This window comes from Aquimarina sp. EL_43 (genome assembly GCF_943422735.1).
Taxonomy (GTDB): domain Bacteria; phylum Bacteroidota; class Bacteroidia; order Flavobacteriales; family Flavobacteriaceae; genus Aquimarina; species Aquimarina megaterium.
In genome coordinates this window covers 2,114,276-2,135,640 of sequence record NZ_CALSBR010000001.1, presented here as the reverse complement: position 1 = coordinate 2,135,640, position 21,365 = coordinate 2,114,276, and the positions used below count along the sequence as shown (strand labels likewise).

Here is a 21,365-nt window from a genome sequence, read left to right as displayed (position 1 = left end):
TATTTTAAAAACTAATAGAATGAGGAAGCTTTTAAATCTGATCATGTTACTACTTATTGTTATGTCTTTCTTGAACTGTAAAGATAGTAGTAGTACAAAAGATAAACGGGATGAGCATAAAAATGATCGTCAAAACAACATAGAAGCATCTTCAGAAAAAATTGACAATACTATATTTCATTATGTAACAGCTATTAACGGGCTTAGTGTACGAAAACAGCCTGATATTAATGCCGAAAAGATAAGCACTTTGGATTACGGGACTCCTGTTGAAATTATTGAAGAGACTCATCAAACTTTTCAGGTTAAAGAAGGCACAAAAACAATTGATGGTAAATGGGTATTAATAGATTCAAAAGAAACCACCAGTATAAAAGGCTATGTTTTTGATGGATTCTTAACCAGAGAAAACCCAATGCCATATCGATTATCTAATACTGATTTAAACTCTACTCGTTCCTATAATAAGGATAGTGATATAGATAAATATCTTATTTTAGAGTTAATCTCAAAAAAAACTTATGAAGAGTTAAAACAAAGACAAAACAACTTCATAGTTATTAGAGAAGATACGTTAGAGATTAAAAAAAACAATGGAAAAATAGATTTGCCTACTGATCAGGGCGTTATTACATTGCTAGATATACGAGAAAAAGATATGGGTGATGCGTCTTATCATTATTTAGGAGCTATAGATAGTTTAAACGTCTATGTGATTCGAGGAGATTATATAGGATATAGTGAACATTTATTAATTAATAAGGCTACGGCCAGAAAAGATACTCTTGCAGAAAAACCAATTATTTCGCCAAATTGGAAAAAAATGATCACAGCTTCTATAGATGGGCAAACTTTGGCACCAACAGATCTACAGTTATTTGATATAGAAAAAAACAAGTATGTATTAAGGTTGATGATTAATTTTCAAGGATGGTTCCATTCACAAGAAGAAGATAGCGTTTTTTGGATAAACAAAGACGAGTTTTGCATGAAGATAATGTCATTACAATATGCCGAAAATGAAGGATTCAAAGAACATTGTTATCAATATATAAAAATAAAAGTATTATAATTAATTATCATTTTGTTAAACAAGTATACGTCTCGATATTCTTTCTCAATCAAGTAAAAACCACACTTTTTATGGTAAAAAAGTAAGGTCAATAGGTTTTTGACTTCTATTAACATTGTCTTAGTAAATCTTAACAAAAGAGTAACATGTAATATTGGTAAGGTGAACTGAATAAGCACGGCTAAGCCTACTAATTTATTAACCAAAATTACAGTTATGTTGCACAAATCTAAAAGATCCCTAATAGGGATCACATTATGTATTTTTCCATTTTTAAATGCGATAGGACAAGTTCCTGTAAATGGATTTTATCCTAAAAAGAATTCTTTTACGTTAGCGCCGAGTTATGGATACAAAAGTTATGATCAGTTCTATCGAGGGTCTACATTATCTGAAGGAAACCCTGCTGGTTTAGGAGAAATTTCTTCATCTATCATCTCTTTTTATAGCCAATATGCCATCACAAACTGGTTATCTACAACCGTTACCTTACCATATATTAGTGTCGAAAGTGAAGATGGAGCACTTGATCCCGTTCAAAATGTAGCACAGATAGATGGTATTCAGGATTTAGGGATTTTTCTAAAAGCCAAAATTCTGGAGAAAAAATTTGACAACTCTTCCCTAATAACTCTAGGAGGTGCTTCTGGAGTAACATTTCCTGTAGGGAATTATAAAGGAGGAGGCGTACTTTCTCTAGGTAATGAAGCTACCACTGTTAATGGCTCTGCTATATTTCAATATACCACTCCGTTTAAAATATTTAGTGAACTACAATTAGGATATAGTATACGTAACAGTAATAATTTTGATATTCCTAATGCTATGTTGTACAGTGCCAAAATAGGGTACTATAATAAATTTCTTTATGTACATGCTAAACTTGACATACAAAACTCTATGTCGGGATATGATATTGGCACCCCAGAATTTGGCAATGCAGGAGGGCCCGCTATCTTACCCGAAACCGAAGTAGATTTCACTAATCTTTCTTTCGATTTTTATGTTCCCATTTACAAAAACGCTTTAGGTGTTTCTGCTGGTTACGGCACTACTCTAGATGGTAGAAATTATAATAAAGAATCTGTTTTTTCATTTGGATTGGTATACACCTCTAGATAGTATACATGATAAAGAATAACTCCCATCAAATACAAATATACTTGGTGGGGTTATGGTTATCTAACATAGATATGAGTTTGATGACACTAGAAACTTAATGTATAAGTCAGACACTTTCTAATAGTGACTCTAATTGATCTTCATTAATAGGTTTAATAAGATATCCAGAAACCAATTCAAATTCTTTAGCTTTTTCTGTATCTGTTGGATTGTCAGACGATGATAAGATGTAAATAATAATATCTTTTTTAATTTCTGGAGTGATTGTAACAAATTCTTCCAGAAATCCCCAGCCATCCATAACAGGCATATTTATGTCTAGTAAAATTAAATCTGGTAACTTCTCTATTTTCCCAATTGTTGATCTTATGAAATTAATACCCTCTTCTCCGTTAGAGAATACAAGTAGTTTTTGATTAGGGCTAAGCTTATGTACGATTTTTTTTATGATAAACTGGTGAATATTATCATCATCTATAAGACATAAAATATGGTTCTCCTTACTCATAATACAATATTTATAGTAAATTTAGTTCCTTTATCAAGTTCGCTATCAATAGCTATTGTCCCTTTTAAGGCTTCAATTTGAGATTTAATTATGAAAAGCCCTAGTCCTTTAGCACTAGCATTTTTATGAAACGTTTTTCTAAACCCGAATACTTTATCTCCATATTTATCTAAGTCAATTCCCAATCCATTATCTTTAAATATTAGTTGAATTCTATTATTTACTTTTTCAGAAGAAATATGAATGACAGGCTTTCTTTTGGAAGAGCAGTATTTTAGTGAGTTTGAAATAAGATTAAGAAATATACTTCTTAAATAAGCAATCGAATAGGAAATTTCTTCAACTTTAAAATCAGTAATGATTTTTGCCTGAGTCTCCATGATTTTTGCACTTAATTGCCTTTTTACTTCTATACATGTTTCTTGAAGAGAAATATTTTGAATAGTCATATCTGTAGATTCGTTAATCTGCACAACGTTTATCAAATCCTTCATTGTTTTATTAAGTACCTCTGCAGAGTTTTTGATCATATCTGTATAATTCATTTGCTCTTCGGTAAGCGTACTTTCTTCCAAAAATTTGGTAAGCATAAAAATATTAGCCACTGGTGATCTTAAGTTATGAGAGGTAATATAGGCATAGTCCTCTAATTGCTTATTTTTTGCTATCAATTCCTGTAATGTCGCTTCTATTTTTTGTTCTTGTCTAATGGCTTTTGTAATATTTCTGGCAATTCCAAATACTTCTCCGGTATGATCTAATGCAGTGGCGTTCCAATCTAACCAAACAATTTCTCCTGCTTTAGTAAGGTATCTATTCCTAAAGTTAAATATGGTAGTCCCATCAAATTGTTTTGCTGCTTCTGCAACAGTATTTTGTTGATCATCTGGATGTACAAATGCTAAGTAAGGCTTATCCATTAATTCTGTTTCGGTATATCCCATAATTTTACTCCATTGCGGGTTTAATTTGGTAAAATACCCTTCTGGGTTTGAAATGGTTATTAAATCCTGACTTAAATTAAATAAATCTTCTAATTGTCTATTTTTAAGTTTAAGAGCAATTAAATCTGCTTCTATTGAAGATTTTTCTGTCTTTTTTTGAGTTATATCTTTTGCGATAAGTAAAAAGCCTTCTTCATATCCTATCTTGGTTATAATAGATTCTAACCATATTATATCTCCCATTTTACTGATAAGTCTAACTATGAATGGTTTAGAATTAGGGGTTTGTAGTTGGTTCTTGATTGCTTGTTTGGCCTTACTCCTATCTTCATAGTGCACCAAAGTTAAATAAGGAATACTTAACAATTCCTTTTTACTATATCCCAATAAAACAGACCACTGAGGGTTTGACTCAACAAAATATCCATTATCATTTACTATTGTAATAAGATCATTATTAAGTACATTTTTTTTTATATATACAGAACTTGTTTTCATCGTATTGTCATTACAGCATTATATGAAATTTTGACATTGAAATTTATTAATGAGGTAGCCTAAAACAACTATCATTGTAGTTATTTGTTTTTAATATTTTGATATTAAAAAACCGGTCTCAGGGTAAGGTAAAACATTAGAATAATAGGGATATAATGTTTGTATTAAAGTTACTACAATAACACAACATAAACAACTGTAAATCAATAATAAAAAAAATAAAATTTACATCTTCTATTCATCATAATCAACTTAATAATTACTATCTTTAAATTATCCCTATTAAGAAAGTTACCCCTATTGAGAATTCTGAAGCTTATATTCCTTTTCAAAACATCTGAAGAGTTCTTCTTTTTATTACTACAACCCCATTAATATAAAAGACCTATTGAGCTTCTAAAAATTATGAAAAGAAAACGGTATTATTTAAAATCCCTTATTGATTCTAAATATTGTATTCCTGTTATTTGGGCTATAGGGTTATCACTCTCAATACTTTTGGCAAGATCTTATTATATCCTAGAGCAAAAAAAAATTGAAATCAAATTCAAGAATGAAGTTGATCAATTTGCAGCATCTCTGCACAGAGAATTCGAGTTAAACCTAGAGTCCTTACACACACTAGCCATATTATTCAAATCAAACGAGATTCCTAGTTATCATATGTTTATTACAGAATCTCAATCTATACGTAAAAGAAATAGTAGTTTTTTGGCTTTAGAATGGGTTCCTTGGGTAAAACATGAAATGAGATCATTCTATGAGAAAAAGCATCAACAAGAATTCTCTGATTTTAGCTTTTCAGAAAAAGACACCTTTAATCAATTGGTAAATGCAAAAATCAGAAAAGAATATTTTCCTGTCTATTATGTTGATCCTTTCACAAAAAATAAAAATGCTTTTGGATATGACTTAGCTTCAGAAAAAGAGCGGTATAACACTCTTAAATCCTCACAATTACTGGGTAAGCCCCTTATTAGCGGAAATGTGAAATTAGTGCAAGAAAAAACAAATCCAGAAGGATGCTTAGCTTTTCTACCTATTTTTATTGAAAATGAATCCCAAAAAAACTACGACCCAAAAAACCTTAAAGGATTTGTACTTGGGGTTTTCAAATTTTCGAAAATCTTTGAAGCTGCTAATAACACCAATATATCTAAAGAAATTCAGATGTCGTTACTAAATCAAAAAAACGAGATTTCTAAAGATACCTTATTTACCTATCAATCTAAACAAGTCGATACCCAGATAAATTTCACACATCAATTTGATTTACCAATTTTATGGGGAAAAAAATGGGTGTTAGTCGCCAATCCTACAATTACATATATAAAAAACGAAAGAACATCTTACCCTTTAATCATTCTAATAGCTGGAGTAGTATTCACCTCTTTACTTGTATTACTTTTTTATTCTTTCTCTAAAAGAAACACTCAACTAACACAACTTAATATCATGAAATCAAAATTCCTGTCTCTAATATCACATGATGTAAGAGGAGGAATAGGAACTATGGATGTACTTCTGAAACTAGTATTAGAAGATTTTGAAAGCTATGACAAAACTCAATTAAAAGAAATTATAAAATCTATTGAACAAAATACCACTTCTATTCATTTTACTTTAGAAAACCTTATTAGTTGGTCTAAAAATGATTTATTAGCGTTAAAACCAGAAAAATCTCTATTCAGTATTATCGAGTTATTTGAAAACATTACTGAATATTTTCAGCCTATTATAAATCTAAAAAACCTAACGTTTTCTACACATTATTTTACCAATGACACCTATATTCATGCGGATAAGAATATGATTTTAGCCAGCTTAAGAAATATCATCTCTAATGCTATAAAATACACTCAAAAAGAAGGAGAAATTCAAGTACGACTACGTCAATCCAAAACCAAACATCTCATTGAAATCGAAGATACAGGAATCGGTATGAACCCTGATGAATTAAATAGGCTTTTTGAATACAATAAGACTCATAAAAAAGAAGGTACAGGAGGAGAAAGTAGTACAGGTATAGGTTTATTGATCACCAAAGATTTTTTAGATATGAACGATGCTAAGGTTCATGTAGAAAGTACTCTTGGTAAGGGGACTACATTTAAAATCACTATCTAATTATATTTTGGTTACAAAATTGAGATACTATCCAATTCGAGTAAAATTCATTATTTTAACACCAGAAATGACTAAAAGCTTCATTAAAATGAAAAAACTACTCATATTTTTCGCTTTACTATTCCTTTTCTCTTGTAAACAGCAGTCTAAAGAAGAAAGCATCCCACAATCAGAGAGTACAAAAGAGGTTACTGAAGAAATAAAACCTTCAGCAAAATCAATCAAGGAAAAGTTGAAAAAAGACGGGTTTAAGATCTTTGATTATATAGATGAAGAAACTGGAGATACTGTGATTATGCAACAATATTTTATTGCTTTCTTAAAAAAAGGACCTAATCGTTCTCAAAATAAGGAAGAAGCAGATAGTTTGCAAAAATTACACCTTGGACATCTTGGTAGAATGTATAAAGAAGGATACGCTGATATTTCGGGGCCTTTTGGGGATGATGGTGATATTCGCGGGATCACAATTTATAATACACCAACACAAAAAATGGCAGATAGCTTGGCTAACATGGATCCTATGGTAAAATCTGGCCGTCTAATTATCGAAATACATCCGTGGTGGGCAGCAAAAGGATTTCCTTTGAGATAAGTAAATTAAAAAGAGTGAGTTCCTGATAAAACTAAGGAATCTCACTCTCTTTTTCATATTTTACATACTAAGCTAGCTAGTTTGACTTTATCGCTTCACAAAACGTTTAGTATATTGATTGTTCCCATCGCTAAATTTCAGGAAATAGATTCCTTGTTTTAAACTTCCGACATTTATAGTCGATCTATTTTTACCTGTTTCCGAGATAATTGTTTTTCCTAAAATATCTATTACCGAATACGAGACTTCTTCAGACCCTGAGTTGAATGATACATTAAGTATATCTCTGGCCGGATTAGGATAAAGTGTTACATTATTATTTTGTTTTGCAGCAACCGATCCACCAATCACAACAGTATAATCTTCGACCTCTCCATAATTAAATGATCCACAAGGAGAAGGAGATGTATTATACCTCATAATAACTCGCATTCTAGTCGTTCCATTGGTAGCAGACGAAGGTACTGTAAAGCTTCCACTTACCGTTGTGTTTTGGGTAGCAGATTGCGTCCAGACTTGTTCTCCGGCATCTGTAAAATCACCATCTTGATTATAATCTATCCAGACTCTATATGCTTCATTATATGTCGTGCCTGTCCAGGTTGGTGTTACCGTAATCGTATTTGAACTTCCTTTGGATAGATTTGTAGATTCTGATGTAAAATCACTATATCCTCCGCTTCCTGCGGTAGAAGTTTTATCAATAGACCCTAGTTGCACTCTACTAATATATTCTTCAGAAGCATTATTTCCATTAGCAGAACAATAGGTAACTCCACCGCCTGTAGTAGTTACATTAACTGTATTACTAAATCCAGAAATGTTTCCAGCTGCATCTTTGGCCTTTACTCTAAATTGATATGCTGTATTAGCCGTTAGTCCAGTAATATTTGCTGAAGTACCTGTTACCGATGTAGCAATTGAATTTCCTTGATATACATCATATCCAGTCACACCAATATTATCGGTAGAGGCATTCCATGAAAGTGATACAGAGGTTGCTGCAACATTAGAGGCGCTTAATCCTGCAGGAGCAGAAGGTGCCTGTGTATCTCCACCGCTCCCAGGGTTATGTCCGTCCACTATTTTGGTAGTACATCCAGGAGCCAGCCACTGGCAAATATTTGGATATGTTACAGATAAACGTCCATACCAATCACCTCTGTCGTTACCACAAGCAGCATATCCCCCGTGTAATTGGCCAACAATTCTTTTATTTTGATCAAAAAGAGCAGAACCCGAAGACCCTCCTTCTGTGGTTCCGTCATTCCAATCAGTAACTTGCCAATGTGTACTTCCAGAACCTCCTAAATATCCAGAAATAGAAGATGCATCATTATCAAATGATATTTTTTTAACATCACCTCTAGGATGATGAATACCCGTAGTTTGAGTAGGAATACTTCCAGTGGCATCCCATCCCGAATAATATACATTATAACTTGAAGGTGGTGTAGAAGACAGTTTTAATAATGCATAATCAGAACTCGATCCGCTATCCATCATCTGCGAACCAGAAATAGACTGACTTGTGGATCCATCAGAGTTATTGGTACACCCGGGAGATTCATAGTTAAACACAAAAACCCAATTGGTCACGTCACGGCCTGATGTACAGTGATTTGCTGTCAAAAAATATGGAGTTCCGTTGTTAGCTGTGTTATTAATTAAGGATCCAGAGCACCATCTGGTTCCGTTTCCTAAAATTACTAATGCAACAGATCTAATTTGATCTCTCCATGGATCTCCTTCCGAACAAACTACATTATTATTACAAGATCCAGATTGTCCAAAGTCTTTTGCCATGTTCATTATACCTCTATAATCATGAGCAACAGTAGAAATATTTAAATCTGGTTGTTGTTTTACCTGAGCTGGTTGAAAATATTCTACTATAATTTTATCTCCTTTTACAGGAGCTAAACCTAATCGCTTTGAGCTCTTATTATTAGCAGAAGTAAATGCTCCGCGAACATCAGATTTGTCTCTGTTATAGACAAATAATTTACCTCCTTCAGGAATCTTGAAATTCGAAAAAGTAAGGTTAAGTGATAGTGCTCCTTTAGATTCAATCTCAATCAGCCAATACCGGTCACCTTTCGAATTGGTATACCATTTTCCAGAATTTTTTGGATTAAGATTCGTTTGATGAGCATACGCAAAACGCATTGGTACGTCTTTACTTGATTCTAATGCATCTTCTTTTAGTAGTTTAGCCACATCCAGTTTAGGTAATGTGACACTAGGAATTTGGCTTGATTTTGAAATACGTTCATTCGAGAACAAAGGTTCTCCTCCTTGGCCTATTTGGGAATAGGCTGTAATGCTTGAACATAAAAATATGACAAGCAATAAAATTGCATTTTTCATTGGTTTTAAGAGTTAAGTTTGAGTTATACGTTAATAATTAACGCTAGCTAGTTTGTAAAATGTTGATTCTAAGATAACAAGACAATTGTTCAAAATTTAACAATTTTATTATTTTAACACAAAATTGCAGTATTTTATATATTTCTTAACAATCTCATTATGAGGCTATTTACGTGAAAAAAACAGAAGAATTACGGGATTAAATCAAAATCAATCTTTGATTTCTATTTTCCGTTTTAATTCATTTCCTTTTTCGTCTAAAACGGTAATAATATGCATTCCTGGTTTTGGAGCTACAGGCATTTCATGAAACTGCTTTGTTGTACCAACAAATTGATGATCTATATACCAAAACACACGGGTTTCGGGATTTGTATGTGCAATTTTAAGAATTACCTCATTAGTTTTACCATCAAATCCTTTGGGTAAATATACACTACTATTAGGTTTTGGAAAAATAAAATCCATTCGTTCCTGAGATTCTTTTATACAATCAGGTCGATATGGTGGTAAGGAACGATAACGAGAATTACCTGTTTTAAAAAAATACTCTTGCAACGGAGGTAGAACAAACCAAGATTCATGAATCATATTACCAACAGGTTCGCAAGAAGAATTTACTCTGTATTGCCCTGTCCTGTCCAAGTGTACTAATTGATGATATGGACAAGGTTTGGTTCTGGTTTCAGAAACGGGAACATCCATTAATTTGGTTGGGCAATTGCTACCCGCCAAAAAACCACTTTTAGTACAGACCGTAACAGTAATCAGATCATCATAAGGAGCAGGGAACCACTTAGATTTTGGTAATAGGTTATATACATCAAATAAAACAGGTGCAGCCGAATTTAATCCTGTGAGTTCTGGTCGCCCTTCTCCGTCGGCATTACCAACCCAAATACCTACTACATATTTTTGGCTAGCACCTATTGCCCAAGCATCTCTGTTACCATAACTGGTTCCTGTTTTCCAGGCAATCTCTCTAGAAGAATCATAAAACTCCCATGCTTCATCACCTTCTGGTCTGTTTACTTTTTTCATAGCTTCAAAGGTCAACCAGATGCTACCAGCGCCATATACTGGTTTTTGTTGTGTTCTTTTGCCAAAATCCACTTCCCTTTCAGTCAAAACAATTGGTTCGATAAATTCTCGAGTAAAATATTCACTAGAGGTACTTTGATAATGATTTAACGTACCTGCAAAACCTGCATACGTTTTACTAAGATCCCAAAGGTTTCCTTCTGCTCCTCCAACAATTAATGACAATCCATAGTGGTCAGCCCCATATTTCAAATCTCTAATTTGAAATGCATTCATTTCATCTCTAAATCTCTGTAGGCCATATTTTTGCAACAATCGAACTGCTGGTATATTTAAAGAACGTGCCAAAGCTCGATTTGCTGCAACAGCACCACTATAGCCTTCATCAAAATTCTTGGGATTATACCCCGAAATTACTGTAGGAATATCAGAGACCAATTGTTCTGGTAACAATTCTCCTTTATCCATCATTGCGGCATATAATAATGGTTTTAATGTACTTCCTGTACTACGCCCTGCCTCGATAATATCTACATCTTTTTGATGTGTTTTATCTGTTGGTGAATTTCCTACATAACTTAGTACTTCCCTGGTATCAACATCCAAAATCAAAACCGCCATATTATGTACTTCATTTTGTTTTAATACCTCATAATGCCTTTTAACCACTCGGTTAACCTGTTTTTGTAGTATTGGATCAATTGTAGTTTGCACTCTTTTACCTAGATGCTTTTTGGCTAATCTTTCTAACAAATGCGGAGCTGTTTGTGGTAAAAAATAAGGCTTCTTAGGTAGTGTTTCGCTTATTGATAGTTGATATGTTAATGAATCAATGGTTTCTTCTTCTAAAAGCGTAAGAAGCAATCGGTTTCTTTTCTTTAATAATTTAATTTGATTTTTTCCAGGGTAGATTAAAGAAGGCGCATTAGGTAGTACTGCAAGTGTTGCTGTCTCTGCCCAGGATAATTGATGGGCTGGTAATCCAAAATAACGCCAAGCTGCCATATCGATTCCTACTACATTACCCCCAAAAGGAGCATGAGAGGCGTATAGTTTCAAAATCTTTTCTTTAGAAGCTCCAAACTCCAGTCGCGTAGCCAGTATTAATTCTTTTAGTTTTTCAAAATAGGTACGTTTTTTACCTTTTCGTGCCAAACGAATAACCTGCTGAGTGATAGTACTTCCTCCTCTAACCACTTTACCTGCACTACTATTTTCGATAATTGCTTCTCCCATCGCAACAGGATTAAATCCTAAATGTCGATAAAACTGCTGATCTTCAAATGCAATGATACATCGTTTGAATTTTTCGGGCACACTATCGGTCTCGGGGAAACGCCATTGCCCATCGGTTGCAATTTTAGCACCTAATAATTCACCGTTTCTAGTCTCAATTACTGTTGCAGTTGGATCATCAAATAATGGTCTTGGTAATAAAAAATAATATACAATTAACGCTACTCCAAGAATTAAGAAGCGTTTTGGATGGGTTTTTATGTAGTTTTTTATGTTTTTAAGCAATGAACTCATCTTGACTTTTTCTATTTCCTAAAAAATGGTTGAATTTCACCCATATTTCGTTACTTTTCTTAGCCGTAGGCCCTGCTATGACTTTCAAAAAGTATCTCATCTGGTCAAATTTCACTTCATTTTCGGTTAAAAACAAAAAGTCAAGATGAGTTCAATGTGTATGTGGATGAATCTATATATTATTCAAAAAAGCATTTTAAACCTCTATTGATCTTCCTTCTGCTGTTTTATTCCCGTTGGTGTCAAAATAAAAATCAATTTGTCCCATATAAACCCCGCTTTTACCACATTGGTTAATAAGTACTTTCTCTCCTGCCACATTATCTACAACTGCTGGTTTCGGCAATAAAGTATGCGTATGACCTCCTATAATCAGATCAATATCTTTTGTTTTTTTGGCTAGGTGAAGATCAGAAATTTTATCCTTAGCATTTTTATACTCATACCCAATATGAGAAAGGCAAATTACAAGATCGCACTGCTGATCTTCTTTTAATACCCTTGTGATATCTTGAGCAATTTCAATAGGGTCGAGATATTGGGTTTCTTTATATAAATTTTTATTCACTAAACCTTCCAACTCTATTCCTAAACCAAAAACTCCGATTTTAATCCCTTCTCTAACTAATATTTTATATGGTTTTACGATACCATCTAGCACCGTATTTTTAAAATCATAGTTGGCTGATACAAAATCAAAAGTGGCATTAGGTAATTGGTTCAGTATTCCATTTATCCCGTTATCAAAATCATGATTTCCAATGGTAGCAAGATCATAGTTTAGTTTTGACATTAGTTTAAATTCAATTTCCCCACCATAATAATTAAAATATGGAGTGCCCTGAAAAATATCCCCTGCATCTAATAAAATAGTATTCGGATTTTCTTTTCGTACTTTTTCTATAATCGATGCTCTTCTGGCAAATCCTCCTAATCCTGGGTATTTATAATGATTATTTGGTAGAGGATCAATCTGGCTATGTACATCGTTGGTATGTAGTACTGTTATCTTTTTTGATGCTGGTTTAACACAGGACACTAAACTTCCCCCTCCTAAACTAGCTAAAGCTGTTGCCGATACTATTTGCTGTATAAATCTTCTCCTATTCTGCATATCTCATTCTTTTATCCAGTTGTACTTTTATGGTGTCTATTGATTTAAAATAATCGATTAGTGCATTTCTAAATTTATAATCTGTTTTGTATAACTGTATAGGATCTTTAAAGAAGTTCATACTATCTCCTCCTTGTTGCAAATAATCTGTAGTAAGTACTAAATAGGTTTTACCTTTTTGCAATGGTTCTCCATTAATAACTAACTTTTGTACTTCTTTTGATTGTTTTACAATACTGAGTTGTAAATTAGAAACAGGGTGCGCTTGTTGTTTTTCAATCAAATAAGAAACTAGCTCCTGTACTTTTTCATAAGATAATTCTGCTACTACCAATTCATTTTCAAAAGGCATTACTTCAAAGGCTGTTCTTGCAGTTACCGGCCCTTTGAGTATTGGTGCCCGCAGACCTCCATGATTTAATAATACAAAATCAATTTCTTTATTATATCTTTTTTTGAAAATCGGTTCTACCTGATGTAAAGAAATATCTGCTGTAAGGTTCCCTAATTTGCTTTCTAATTTTCTATCGTGTTTAGTGAAATCTACTGGAGCAATACACAGTGTAGCATCCAAAGTTTTATTCAAATGATCTCGGAAAGGTGCAATAAATGAATCTATAGCTTTATCTGCAATTATTGTAGAATCAATTTTTTGTTGAATTGCTGAGATCTTATGTACAGAAACCGATTGTTGCTTACAGGAACAAATACTTATCAAGCAAAAAAGGCCTGGTAAAAGCTTATAAAACTTAGTATTCATATATTTTTCGATTTTTCAACAATGGTAATAAAAAAAACAGTACGTTGCTTTATCGTTAAGTTAAAATACCCACTTTGCAATATCAGGATAATATAGATGCATAATGTTGCACTACAGGAAAAGGGTCATAAAAGTGATGTAATAATTTTTTCCATTCCTGATACTCTTCAGATTTTCTGAAACCTGTTTCATGATCCTCTATCGTTTCCCACTCAACCAACAGTAAATATTTATCATTTTCTTCTATACATTTCAATACATCATGTCTGATATATCCTTTCATAGCAGAAATGATTTTTTGAGCTTCTTTAAAAGCTTTGGCAAAAGCTTCTGATTCTCCTGGTTTTATATATAAAATCGCTTGTTCTAAAATCATTATTTCATCAAGCTAATTTTTATTTATTTAAAATGGTTTCTATTTTAGAAAATGAAATTTTATTTATGTTTTTAGCATATGCTCCATAGACCATCTTTTTTTTGAGATCAACATCCAAAAAACCAACTTCACATGCAAAGAAATCATAATCTCCTTCTTTTCCATTTTCAGAATTCTTCCAGATTTTGTTTGGCGCAATTAAATAATGGTTCCCAATTTTAAAATAATCAGTATATGGCCGACATAGCATTCCGTTATCCCCCCAAATCTGTATGATTTTACGGGTATCTTCACCTTTGTATTTTTTTATAACTTCTACTTTCATCGCCAAAGGCATTTTCTTTGATTTCCCATCATCTTCAAATTCTAAAAATTCAGAATACTCAATTACTTTTACCAAAGCAACAAAACCTCCTGTTGAAACTGAAGAAAATGAACAGTCTCCATCACAGTCACAATCACAAGCAAAGGATTGAGTAGAATACAACCCTAATACAAAGAGCATGATATATTTAAGCAGGTATTTTTTCATAATATTTGTAACATTTTATTTAGGTTAAAGAGCTTATTTATAAATCAAAACCCATTCATCTACTTCACTACCTCAACCCATTTCCCTTTACTTCTTACTAAATAACTATTATCATACATCGCTTCGCATTGGATACCTGGCAGATAATATTTACCCAGGTAGGATGCATTTAATAAAATGGTCATCGTTTTACTTTCATTTGGTTTTAGATCAAAATAGAAATTTACTCTATCATCACGTATATCGGTATGTGTTACTGCATTGGCTTTAAACGATCCGAAATCTGTAAATCGAGTATTGACTATTTCCCACCCAGATGGGAAAATTTCGGTTAATGCAATATCTTTTACTTTAGAACCAGTAGTATTCGTAATGGTTACTTCTGCCACAAAATCTGTTCCTTGAGTTAATAGTATCGGATTAATAATATTACCATCTTTTGTTTTATAATCTACAATTGCTTTAAACTTGCTTTGAATTACTTTTTCCTGACCGACAGGTAGAATTCCGCTTGTTGCAATTTGCACAAAAATGGTGTTATCCTTATTGTTTTTAAGAATCAGTTTATTGTCTTTTAGAATAGAGAGTTCACCAGAGGTAGCTAATGTTTTATCTGTATTGGCATTTGTTGATTTCCCGTTAAGAATATAGTTTATGTTTACTCCTTTCCCACCTACATAGGCTGCATATTTTGCCATTGCCATTAATGCGTAGGATGTAGTTTGTGTACTCATCCAGTTTTTAGAAGATAATTCTTTTGCCAAATCTACTGCTACTTTCTGAGCCTTCGTTTTTTGGTCCAAAGCTACAAGTGTCTCTAGTGCCATTGCTCGATTTCGATTGGTAGAGCCATAAGTGTAATGGCTATTATTTCTGGGCTGAAAATCAATATTTGCCGAATTAAGCAATTGGTTTGCTGCTTTTGTCTGAGTAATTAATCCATAAGCTGCGGCTAATCTCAATTTGGCATCATTAGATAATCCCGAAGTCTCTCTTAACCTGTTCATTGAAGATAGATCAGGACTACCGGCAAGAGCTAATGTATATAATCGATAGGCTTGCGCCAGATCATTATTACCACTTCTCCATCGTTTAGCCTGTTGCTGTTGGTAATTAATCCAGTTACTTTTAAAGCCTATTGGTAATACGTATCCTTGTTTATTTGCTTCTAGCAAGAAATGACCAGCATAGGTTGTTCCCCAATCATTAGGGTTACTATATCCAGGCCAATATGACATTCCTCCATTAGGTTGTATAAAACGTTTTAGCCTATACATTGCGGCTTCTATATTTTTCTGTATTTTCTGCTTTTTATCAGATGATAAATTGAATACATCACCAAGATACAATTGTGGGAATGCGGCTGAAGTTGTTTGTTCAACACAACCATGTGGATAACGAATTAGATAACTTAATCTACTTTCAAAATTCATTGGTGGTAATGATGAGAACTCAATTGTTGCACTATTACTTCCATCAATTCCAAATGCTGCAAAATCTACTTCCTGTTCACTATTAGGTTCTAAAACAATCGATGTAACTTCTGTTGTCATTGGATTTGGGTTCACTATATTGATTGGAACCTTGTATGATGCTTTTTCTCCACCACCACTAGCCACTACTTCGATATCTGTAAGTGAAGCTCCTTCTAGCACTTCGATATCAAAATAGGCCATTTTCTCATCGGGTTGAGGAAATGATAGTTTTTGTTGTGCCTCACCAATTACTGTAAATCCTTTGTTAGGTTTTAAAGTAACAGTTACGTTTTTCACTTTATTTTCCATTGCAAAAACGGTAACCGGTATGGTTACTTTTTCTCCAGGAGTAATTTTACGAGGAATCGAAGTCAGAACCATTAGTGGTTTACGTACTGGTGTAGTCTTGTCTACACTACCATAAGCTGCTTTTTCGGCATCTGAAGCCACAATCATGGTACGTACAGATCCTACATATTTTGGAATTTTAATTTTATGAGCACGCGTCTCTCCTTTTTTAAGTTCAAATGGCCCTTCAAAGACAACCATTGGTTTAAATCGGTTCGCTTTTTTTGATTTGCTACCACCCGCTTCTGCATCACCACCAATACTAAATACCTGATTAATGCTTCCGCCATAGGCACCAATTACATCATCATATACATCCCAGGTTTTTACTCCGAGTGCTTCACGTGCATAAAAACTATTCCAGGGATTTGGTGTTTTAAATCGTGTTAAATCTAATAGACCTTCATCTACGATAGCAATAGAATAGGTCATAGGTTTACCATTATTTTCTCCAACTTTCAGTGTGATTGTTTCTTCTGGTCGTAATACATCTGGCATTGTTAACTTAGGTTGCACCTTAGTATTTGGGTCTTCAACAGAAATTGGAACGATCCCGTACAAACGTATCGGTAAATCGTTTGCTGTATCTGCATGTGGTTGCAATAATGTGATATGTATATACACATTGGGAGTGTATAATTCTTCGATGGGTAATTCGAACTTCGTTTCTCCTTTTTGCGGAGTTACCCATTGTGAAGATAGTACTTCGGTACCGTTTTCTACTGTTACTAATGCTCTTCCTCCTTCACTAGACGGAAAGGTTACAATAGCTTTCTCTCCAACATTATAGGTGTTTTTATCTGTCGAAAATAATAACATTGTTGCGGCCGAAGGATCATTTTTACGTGATTTCCCAGCCCAACCTGGCCAATCGATATACATTATTTTTCCGGTAGCATGTCCTCCATTTGGGTCTACTACTCTTACTAGGTATCTTCCCCATTCTGGGTATTTTAATTCAAAATTAAAGTTGGCTTTACCATTACTATTAGTTGTTACCTTGGTCTTGAATACTTCGTTATGATATGATCCTCTATTATAAGAAGACAGATTATCTTCTGATGTATCCCACCACCATCTCCAATCGACTTTATAGATAAAGACCTCAAGGTCTTTGGCCGATTTAGGGTTTCCTTTGTCATCTACAGAGACAACTTCAAAATTATGTTTTGTATCGGTTAACAACATCCCTCGTGCTTTGTCTCCTTTAGGAACATTTACTCCAATATAGGTACTATATGGAGAAAATTCTTTACTAATCACATCGGTACTAAAATCTCCCCCGTTTTCATATACCTTCGTAATAAAAGAAGCTTTTAGCATCCCTGCTGCTTTATTTTCTAGTTTTGGCCTAAGGTTAAAACTCGCTTTTCCTTCGTTAGAAATTTGCCCTTGAAATACTTCTTGTTCCTCAGTTCCAAACCTACGGGTTGGATCATCAAAAACATATCCCGGGAAGGTTTTAAAACTGGTTGTTTTTGGATTGAATCGAACATTTATATCTGTTTTCAGGTTTTTTGCTATTGCGCCATGCAACCATAATACTTCGAGATTACCTTGTATGTTTTTATTAACTCCCAAAACTTCATCATCAAAAGTCGTTTTGATTTTAAGACGATTAGGTTTTATGGTTTCAATTTTAAGTGTTTTACTAAAATTAGCTCCCCCAACATTAACTTTGGCTTGCCAATTACCAGTAGGCGCTTCATCAGAAGTATGTACAACAAATTTGTAGAAATTGTTGATCCCATTAGTCTTTGTTTCCTGGTAAGTTACTTTACCATATGGGTCACGTAATTCAAATTTTACTGGGTGTCCTTTGGGTAATTTATTTGCATTATCATTAAGCATAAAAGACAAAAATAAAGTATCTCCAGGACGCCAAACACCACGTTCTCCGTAAATATATCCTTTGATTCCTTTTTGCAATCTCACTCCAGAAACATCAAATTTGCTTACCGATAATGCATTCCCATCATTTAATTTTACATAGGTTTGCTGTTTTCCGGATTGGGCAATAGCAAAATATGCCGGGCGATCTGCATCAAAACCAGTTATTCCTTCTGCATCGGTAGTCGCCACTCCCATCTCTTGTTGCTGATAATTGTAAAAAGTTACTTTTGCATTTGATACAGGACTGGTAGTAATAATATCATTAACCGTAACCATATATGCATTATTAAGCCCTTTTTTAACGACTACTCCCAGATTAGAAGCTAATACATTTGCACTAATTTTTTTATCTCTAAAGTAAGAAGTGCTACATGGGTTTTCTCTTTCTTCCCAATTATAATCGTAGTAATCATCATAGTAATATTGAGAGCTATCCCAAAAACTAGATTCCTCTTCTTCGTCATAATTATCTGTTAATTCATCGATTGGAGTATCATCTGTAGCCGCACCATCACATTTGTAAAGCGAATATGCTTTACGATAATTTAGTTCGACTCTATAGATTGCTCCGGGATCTGGTGTAATGAGCTTTTTTAAATCAATTGCAAAAGCATTCCATTTGCTAAGGTTTAAAGATGGATTCTCCTGAAGATTAATTAGTTTTTTGGCAATTGGTCTTGCTACACTTCTTAAATCACCAGAACCGTTAAGGTTATTGTTTTGTAAAAACTGAAGGACATTATTTTCAAAGACTTTAACTACCTGTACTTCGACAGCACGAAGGTTGATCGCTTCAAAATTAAATTTCAGATTATCCGAAGTCGGTAAAATCACTCCGCTTTGCAGTAAGCGAATCTCTGGATTTGGTTGTTGAAAAGATACTTTTTCGGTATATGTGTTCTTTAATTTATAGTTATCTGTACTTTTAATTCCTTCAAAAACAGTTACCTCTAATGTTCCTTTAAGTTCTTGTTTTGGATATACTTTAAGGACATTGCCATGTACAGTATATTTTAAGTTTTTGGCTCCAGAGATGGTAACCAGACCATTAAAGTTTTGATTTTTCTTAAGTGGATCAGAAAAATTAATCTCTACATATTGATTATCTACATTAGCAACCGAAACACTAATTATAGAAAAATTATTCTTCCCAGGAATGGATAATACATCCTCGCCTTCTGTGTCTATATCGAAAGATTTACCAGACCATTTAATAGTAACTTCTGAATCTTCTTCAAAACGTTGAATACTATCTATTCTGAAACTAAACTGACGGCTTTTATCGATGGATTCACTAAATTTTACGGCTACTTTCTTTCCTTTTTGCGAAGCAGTAATAAGTTGCTTTGCAACATCAAATTTCATTTGATCACTAGATGTTATTGTTCCATCTATATATTGCCAATCTTTACTATACGACTGAAGATTATCGGTAATTATCGAAAACTGTTGCTTTAATGTTTTCACTGTAAAAACAAATTCTTCATCTAGATCGTCCTCAAAATCTTTAACTAATTCTTCTAGATCTAGAGTAAAAGTGTAAGCTGTGTCCTCGTCAAACCCTTCTTCTGGTTGAAAAGAAATAGTTCGATTATTTACGGCAATAATTTTACCTTTTACTTTTGGTGATACAGTAAGTATATCTTTTGGTAGTTCTTGATTATCATCCCAACCTTCTACTGGTGTTTGTAATACGACATACACATTATCCAAAACCGAAATTACCCCTGAAGATACATCTGAGATATATTCTTGATATTTGTTTAATTCTGAAGCATTTGCTTCAGCTATAGATTGATCGTCTTTTTTTTTACAAGAAAATGCGAATGCTACAAAAAGTAACAGATAGAGAATTCGTGATAATTTCATATTAGTCGATGTTTAGCGGATTAAAGGTAGTAATTATTAACTGTATTCTACACCATCTCAATCTGCTTAAAGTTGTAAATTTCAATTTTATTTTTTAATCCTTTATAATCTGTCTTTTTTGACACTTATCCAACATCTATAAATTCACTTATTTACAGTTAACCTGAAAAATAGGTTTATCTTCAATTTTATAATTGACTGATTTAGCAAAAGTACCTGTACACAATTCATATTTATAGATGATCGATATATCGAAAAATGCTTCGTCATCTGTTCTATCCTCATTTCCTTCTTTATAAAACCCCGGAATAATATATGCTTGCTTTTCTTTGTCAAAAACATGGCTTGCATTTATGTCCTCTTTAAAGGGATTATATGAAGGATTATAAAAGAGCGCGTTTTCAGAAGTATTCTTATTGGCTATTGCTCTAATAAATTCTATATCCTCTCCTTCTGTTGGCAAAGGGCGTTTTTCTGAATATTCGTTTTCATCTATGTATAGTTTGTTGTCTTTCAATGTAGTATAAAAAGGATACACCTCATTTTCTCTAGTAAAAAAACAAGCTATAAAATCATTAAATCCTTTGATATTAAAATCATATATAGCCGTATTCATTCTTTCATTTATGGCCATAAAAGAAATCAAATCAGAATCCTTTTTAAAAGTTTCTACATAAGGATAACCAAAGCAGTTAGCGTCATCATTAAATACCTGTTTCATGATATAGTGATCATCTTTTGATTTTTTTAGACTCATAAAACTTCGTGATTCTTCAAAACCTGTAAAAAAGATCTTTAAACTGTCTTGTATCTTTTTATTATACCTCCCATAAAGTTCGAATTCATTTTTCTTAGTGTCTGGGGTAAACAAAAAAGTTTGATCTTTATCTATACGCCAACTTCCCACTTGCACACCTCCAAAATAAGTAATCACAAATTTGCCATTTTCTAAAACAAACAGATGACTTCCTCCTTCTGGAGAATGAGAGCCTAATGCATATAAACCAACTATATTTTCTTTATTTTGAGCCATACCTTTATTCATCATACAGATTATTACAAAAATCAATATTCTTTTCATCAGCTTATCATTTATACAATTGTAATTATTGGATAAAAGTAATGAGATTTTTGGTTCTATTTCCCCCAGAAAATAGTGAATTTTTGCTCTACAATATCTTCAAAATAAAA

General features: G+C 33.2%; 14 protein-coding genes. 4 read left to right on the top strand and 10 right to left on the bottom strand.

The genetic code is table 11. The features are described from left to right. Positions 1-19: 19 nt before the first annotated feature. Positions 20-1,072 carry an SH3 domain-containing protein gene (locus tag NNL09_RS09550; protein ID WP_196911569.1) on the top strand — a complete coding sequence of 351 codons (1,053 nt, stop codon included), beginning with the start codon at positions 20-22 and terminating at the stop codon, positions 1,070-1,072. Between the two features lie 216 nt (positions 1,073-1,288). Further along, positions 1,289-2,194, top strand: coding sequence for a hypothetical protein (locus tag NNL09_RS09545; protein WP_196911568.1), 906 nt, complete (start codon positions 1,289-1,291; stop codon positions 2,192-2,194). 106 nt (positions 2,195-2,300) lie between these two features. On the opposite strand, the gene NNL09_RS09540 is transcribed toward NNL09_RS09545, so the two are convergent. After that, positions 2,301-2,702, bottom strand: coding sequence for a response regulator (locus NNL09_RS09540; protein WP_025665813.1), 402 nt, complete (start codon positions 2,700-2,702; stop codon positions 2,301-2,303). Continuing rightward, positions 2,699-4,144, bottom strand: a complete 1,446-nt coding sequence (locus NNL09_RS09535) for a PAS domain S-box protein (protein ID WP_025665814.1) — start codon at positions 4,142-4,144, stop codon at positions 2,699-2,701. Before NNL09_RS09535 ends, NNL09_RS09540 begins: the two co-directional genes overlap by 4 nt. 405 nt (positions 4,145-4,549) lie before the next feature. Between NNL09_RS09535 and NNL09_RS09530 the strand changes: the two genes are divergently transcribed. After that, the gene (locus NNL09_RS09530) at positions 4,550-6,271 is read left to right on the top strand and encodes a CHASE domain-containing protein (RefSeq protein WP_196911567.1); all 1,722 of its coding nucleotides are present in this window, start codon (positions 4,550-4,552) and stop codon (positions 6,269-6,271) included. Positions 6,272-6,359: 88 nt separating this feature from the next. After that, on the top strand, positions 6,360-6,866 hold the full coding sequence (locus NNL09_RS09525) for a YciI family protein (protein WP_196911566.1): 507 nt from the start codon (positions 6,360-6,362) through the stop codon (positions 6,864-6,866). 87 nt (positions 6,867-6,953) lie between these two features. Here NNL09_RS09525 and NNL09_RS09520 read toward each other — a convergent pair whose 3' ends face one another. The 8 genes from NNL09_RS09520 to NNL09_RS09485 all read right to left on the bottom strand — a co-directional run bounded on the left by NNL09_RS09520 (position 6,954) and on the right by NNL09_RS09485 (position 21,255). Further along, positions 6,954-9,236, bottom strand: coding sequence for a GEVED domain-containing protein (locus NNL09_RS09520; RefSeq protein WP_196911565.1), 2,283 nt, complete (start codon positions 9,234-9,236; stop codon positions 6,954-6,956). A 210-nt stretch (positions 9,237-9,446) separates the two neighbouring features. Next, positions 9,447-11,807, bottom strand: coding sequence for a penicillin-binding protein 1C (pbpC, locus tag NNL09_RS09515; protein ID WP_196911564.1), 2,361 nt, complete (start codon positions 11,805-11,807; stop codon positions 9,447-9,449). Between the two features lie 196 nt (positions 11,808-12,003). Next, positions 12,004-12,921: a bifunctional UDP-sugar hydrolase/5'-nucleotidase gene (locus NNL09_RS09510; RefSeq protein ID WP_025665819.1), complete on the bottom strand. Its 918-nt coding sequence runs from the start codon at positions 12,919-12,921 to the stop codon at positions 12,004-12,006. Continuing rightward, positions 12,911-13,681: a 5'-nucleotidase C-terminal domain-containing protein gene (locus tag NNL09_RS09505; RefSeq protein ID WP_196911563.1), complete on the bottom strand. Its 771-nt coding sequence runs from the start codon at positions 13,679-13,681 to the stop codon at positions 12,911-12,913. The genes NNL09_RS09510 and NNL09_RS09505 overlap by 11 nt, the downstream gene beginning before the upstream one ends. A gap of 82 nt (positions 13,682-13,763) precedes the next feature. Further along, positions 13,764-14,057 carry an antibiotic biosynthesis monooxygenase gene (locus tag NNL09_RS09500; RefSeq protein WP_025665821.1) on the bottom strand — a complete coding sequence of 98 codons (294 nt, stop codon included), beginning with the start codon at positions 14,055-14,057 and terminating at the stop codon, positions 13,764-13,766. A 19-nt stretch (positions 14,058-14,076) separates the two neighbouring features. Next, entirely contained in the window at positions 14,077-14,589 is a 513-nt protein-coding gene (locus NNL09_RS09495; protein WP_196911562.1) for a hypothetical protein, read from the bottom strand. A 59-nt stretch (positions 14,590-14,648) separates the two neighbouring features. Beyond that, entirely contained in the window at positions 14,649-20,174 is a 5,526-nt protein-coding gene (locus NNL09_RS09490) for an alpha-2-macroglobulin (protein WP_196911561.1), read from the bottom strand. 148 nt (positions 20,175-20,322) lie between these two features. Beyond that, positions 20,323-21,255, bottom strand: a complete 933-nt coding sequence (locus NNL09_RS09485) for a hypothetical protein (protein ID WP_196911560.1) — start codon at positions 21,253-21,255, stop codon at positions 20,323-20,325. Positions 21,256-21,365 lie beyond the last annotated feature (110 nt).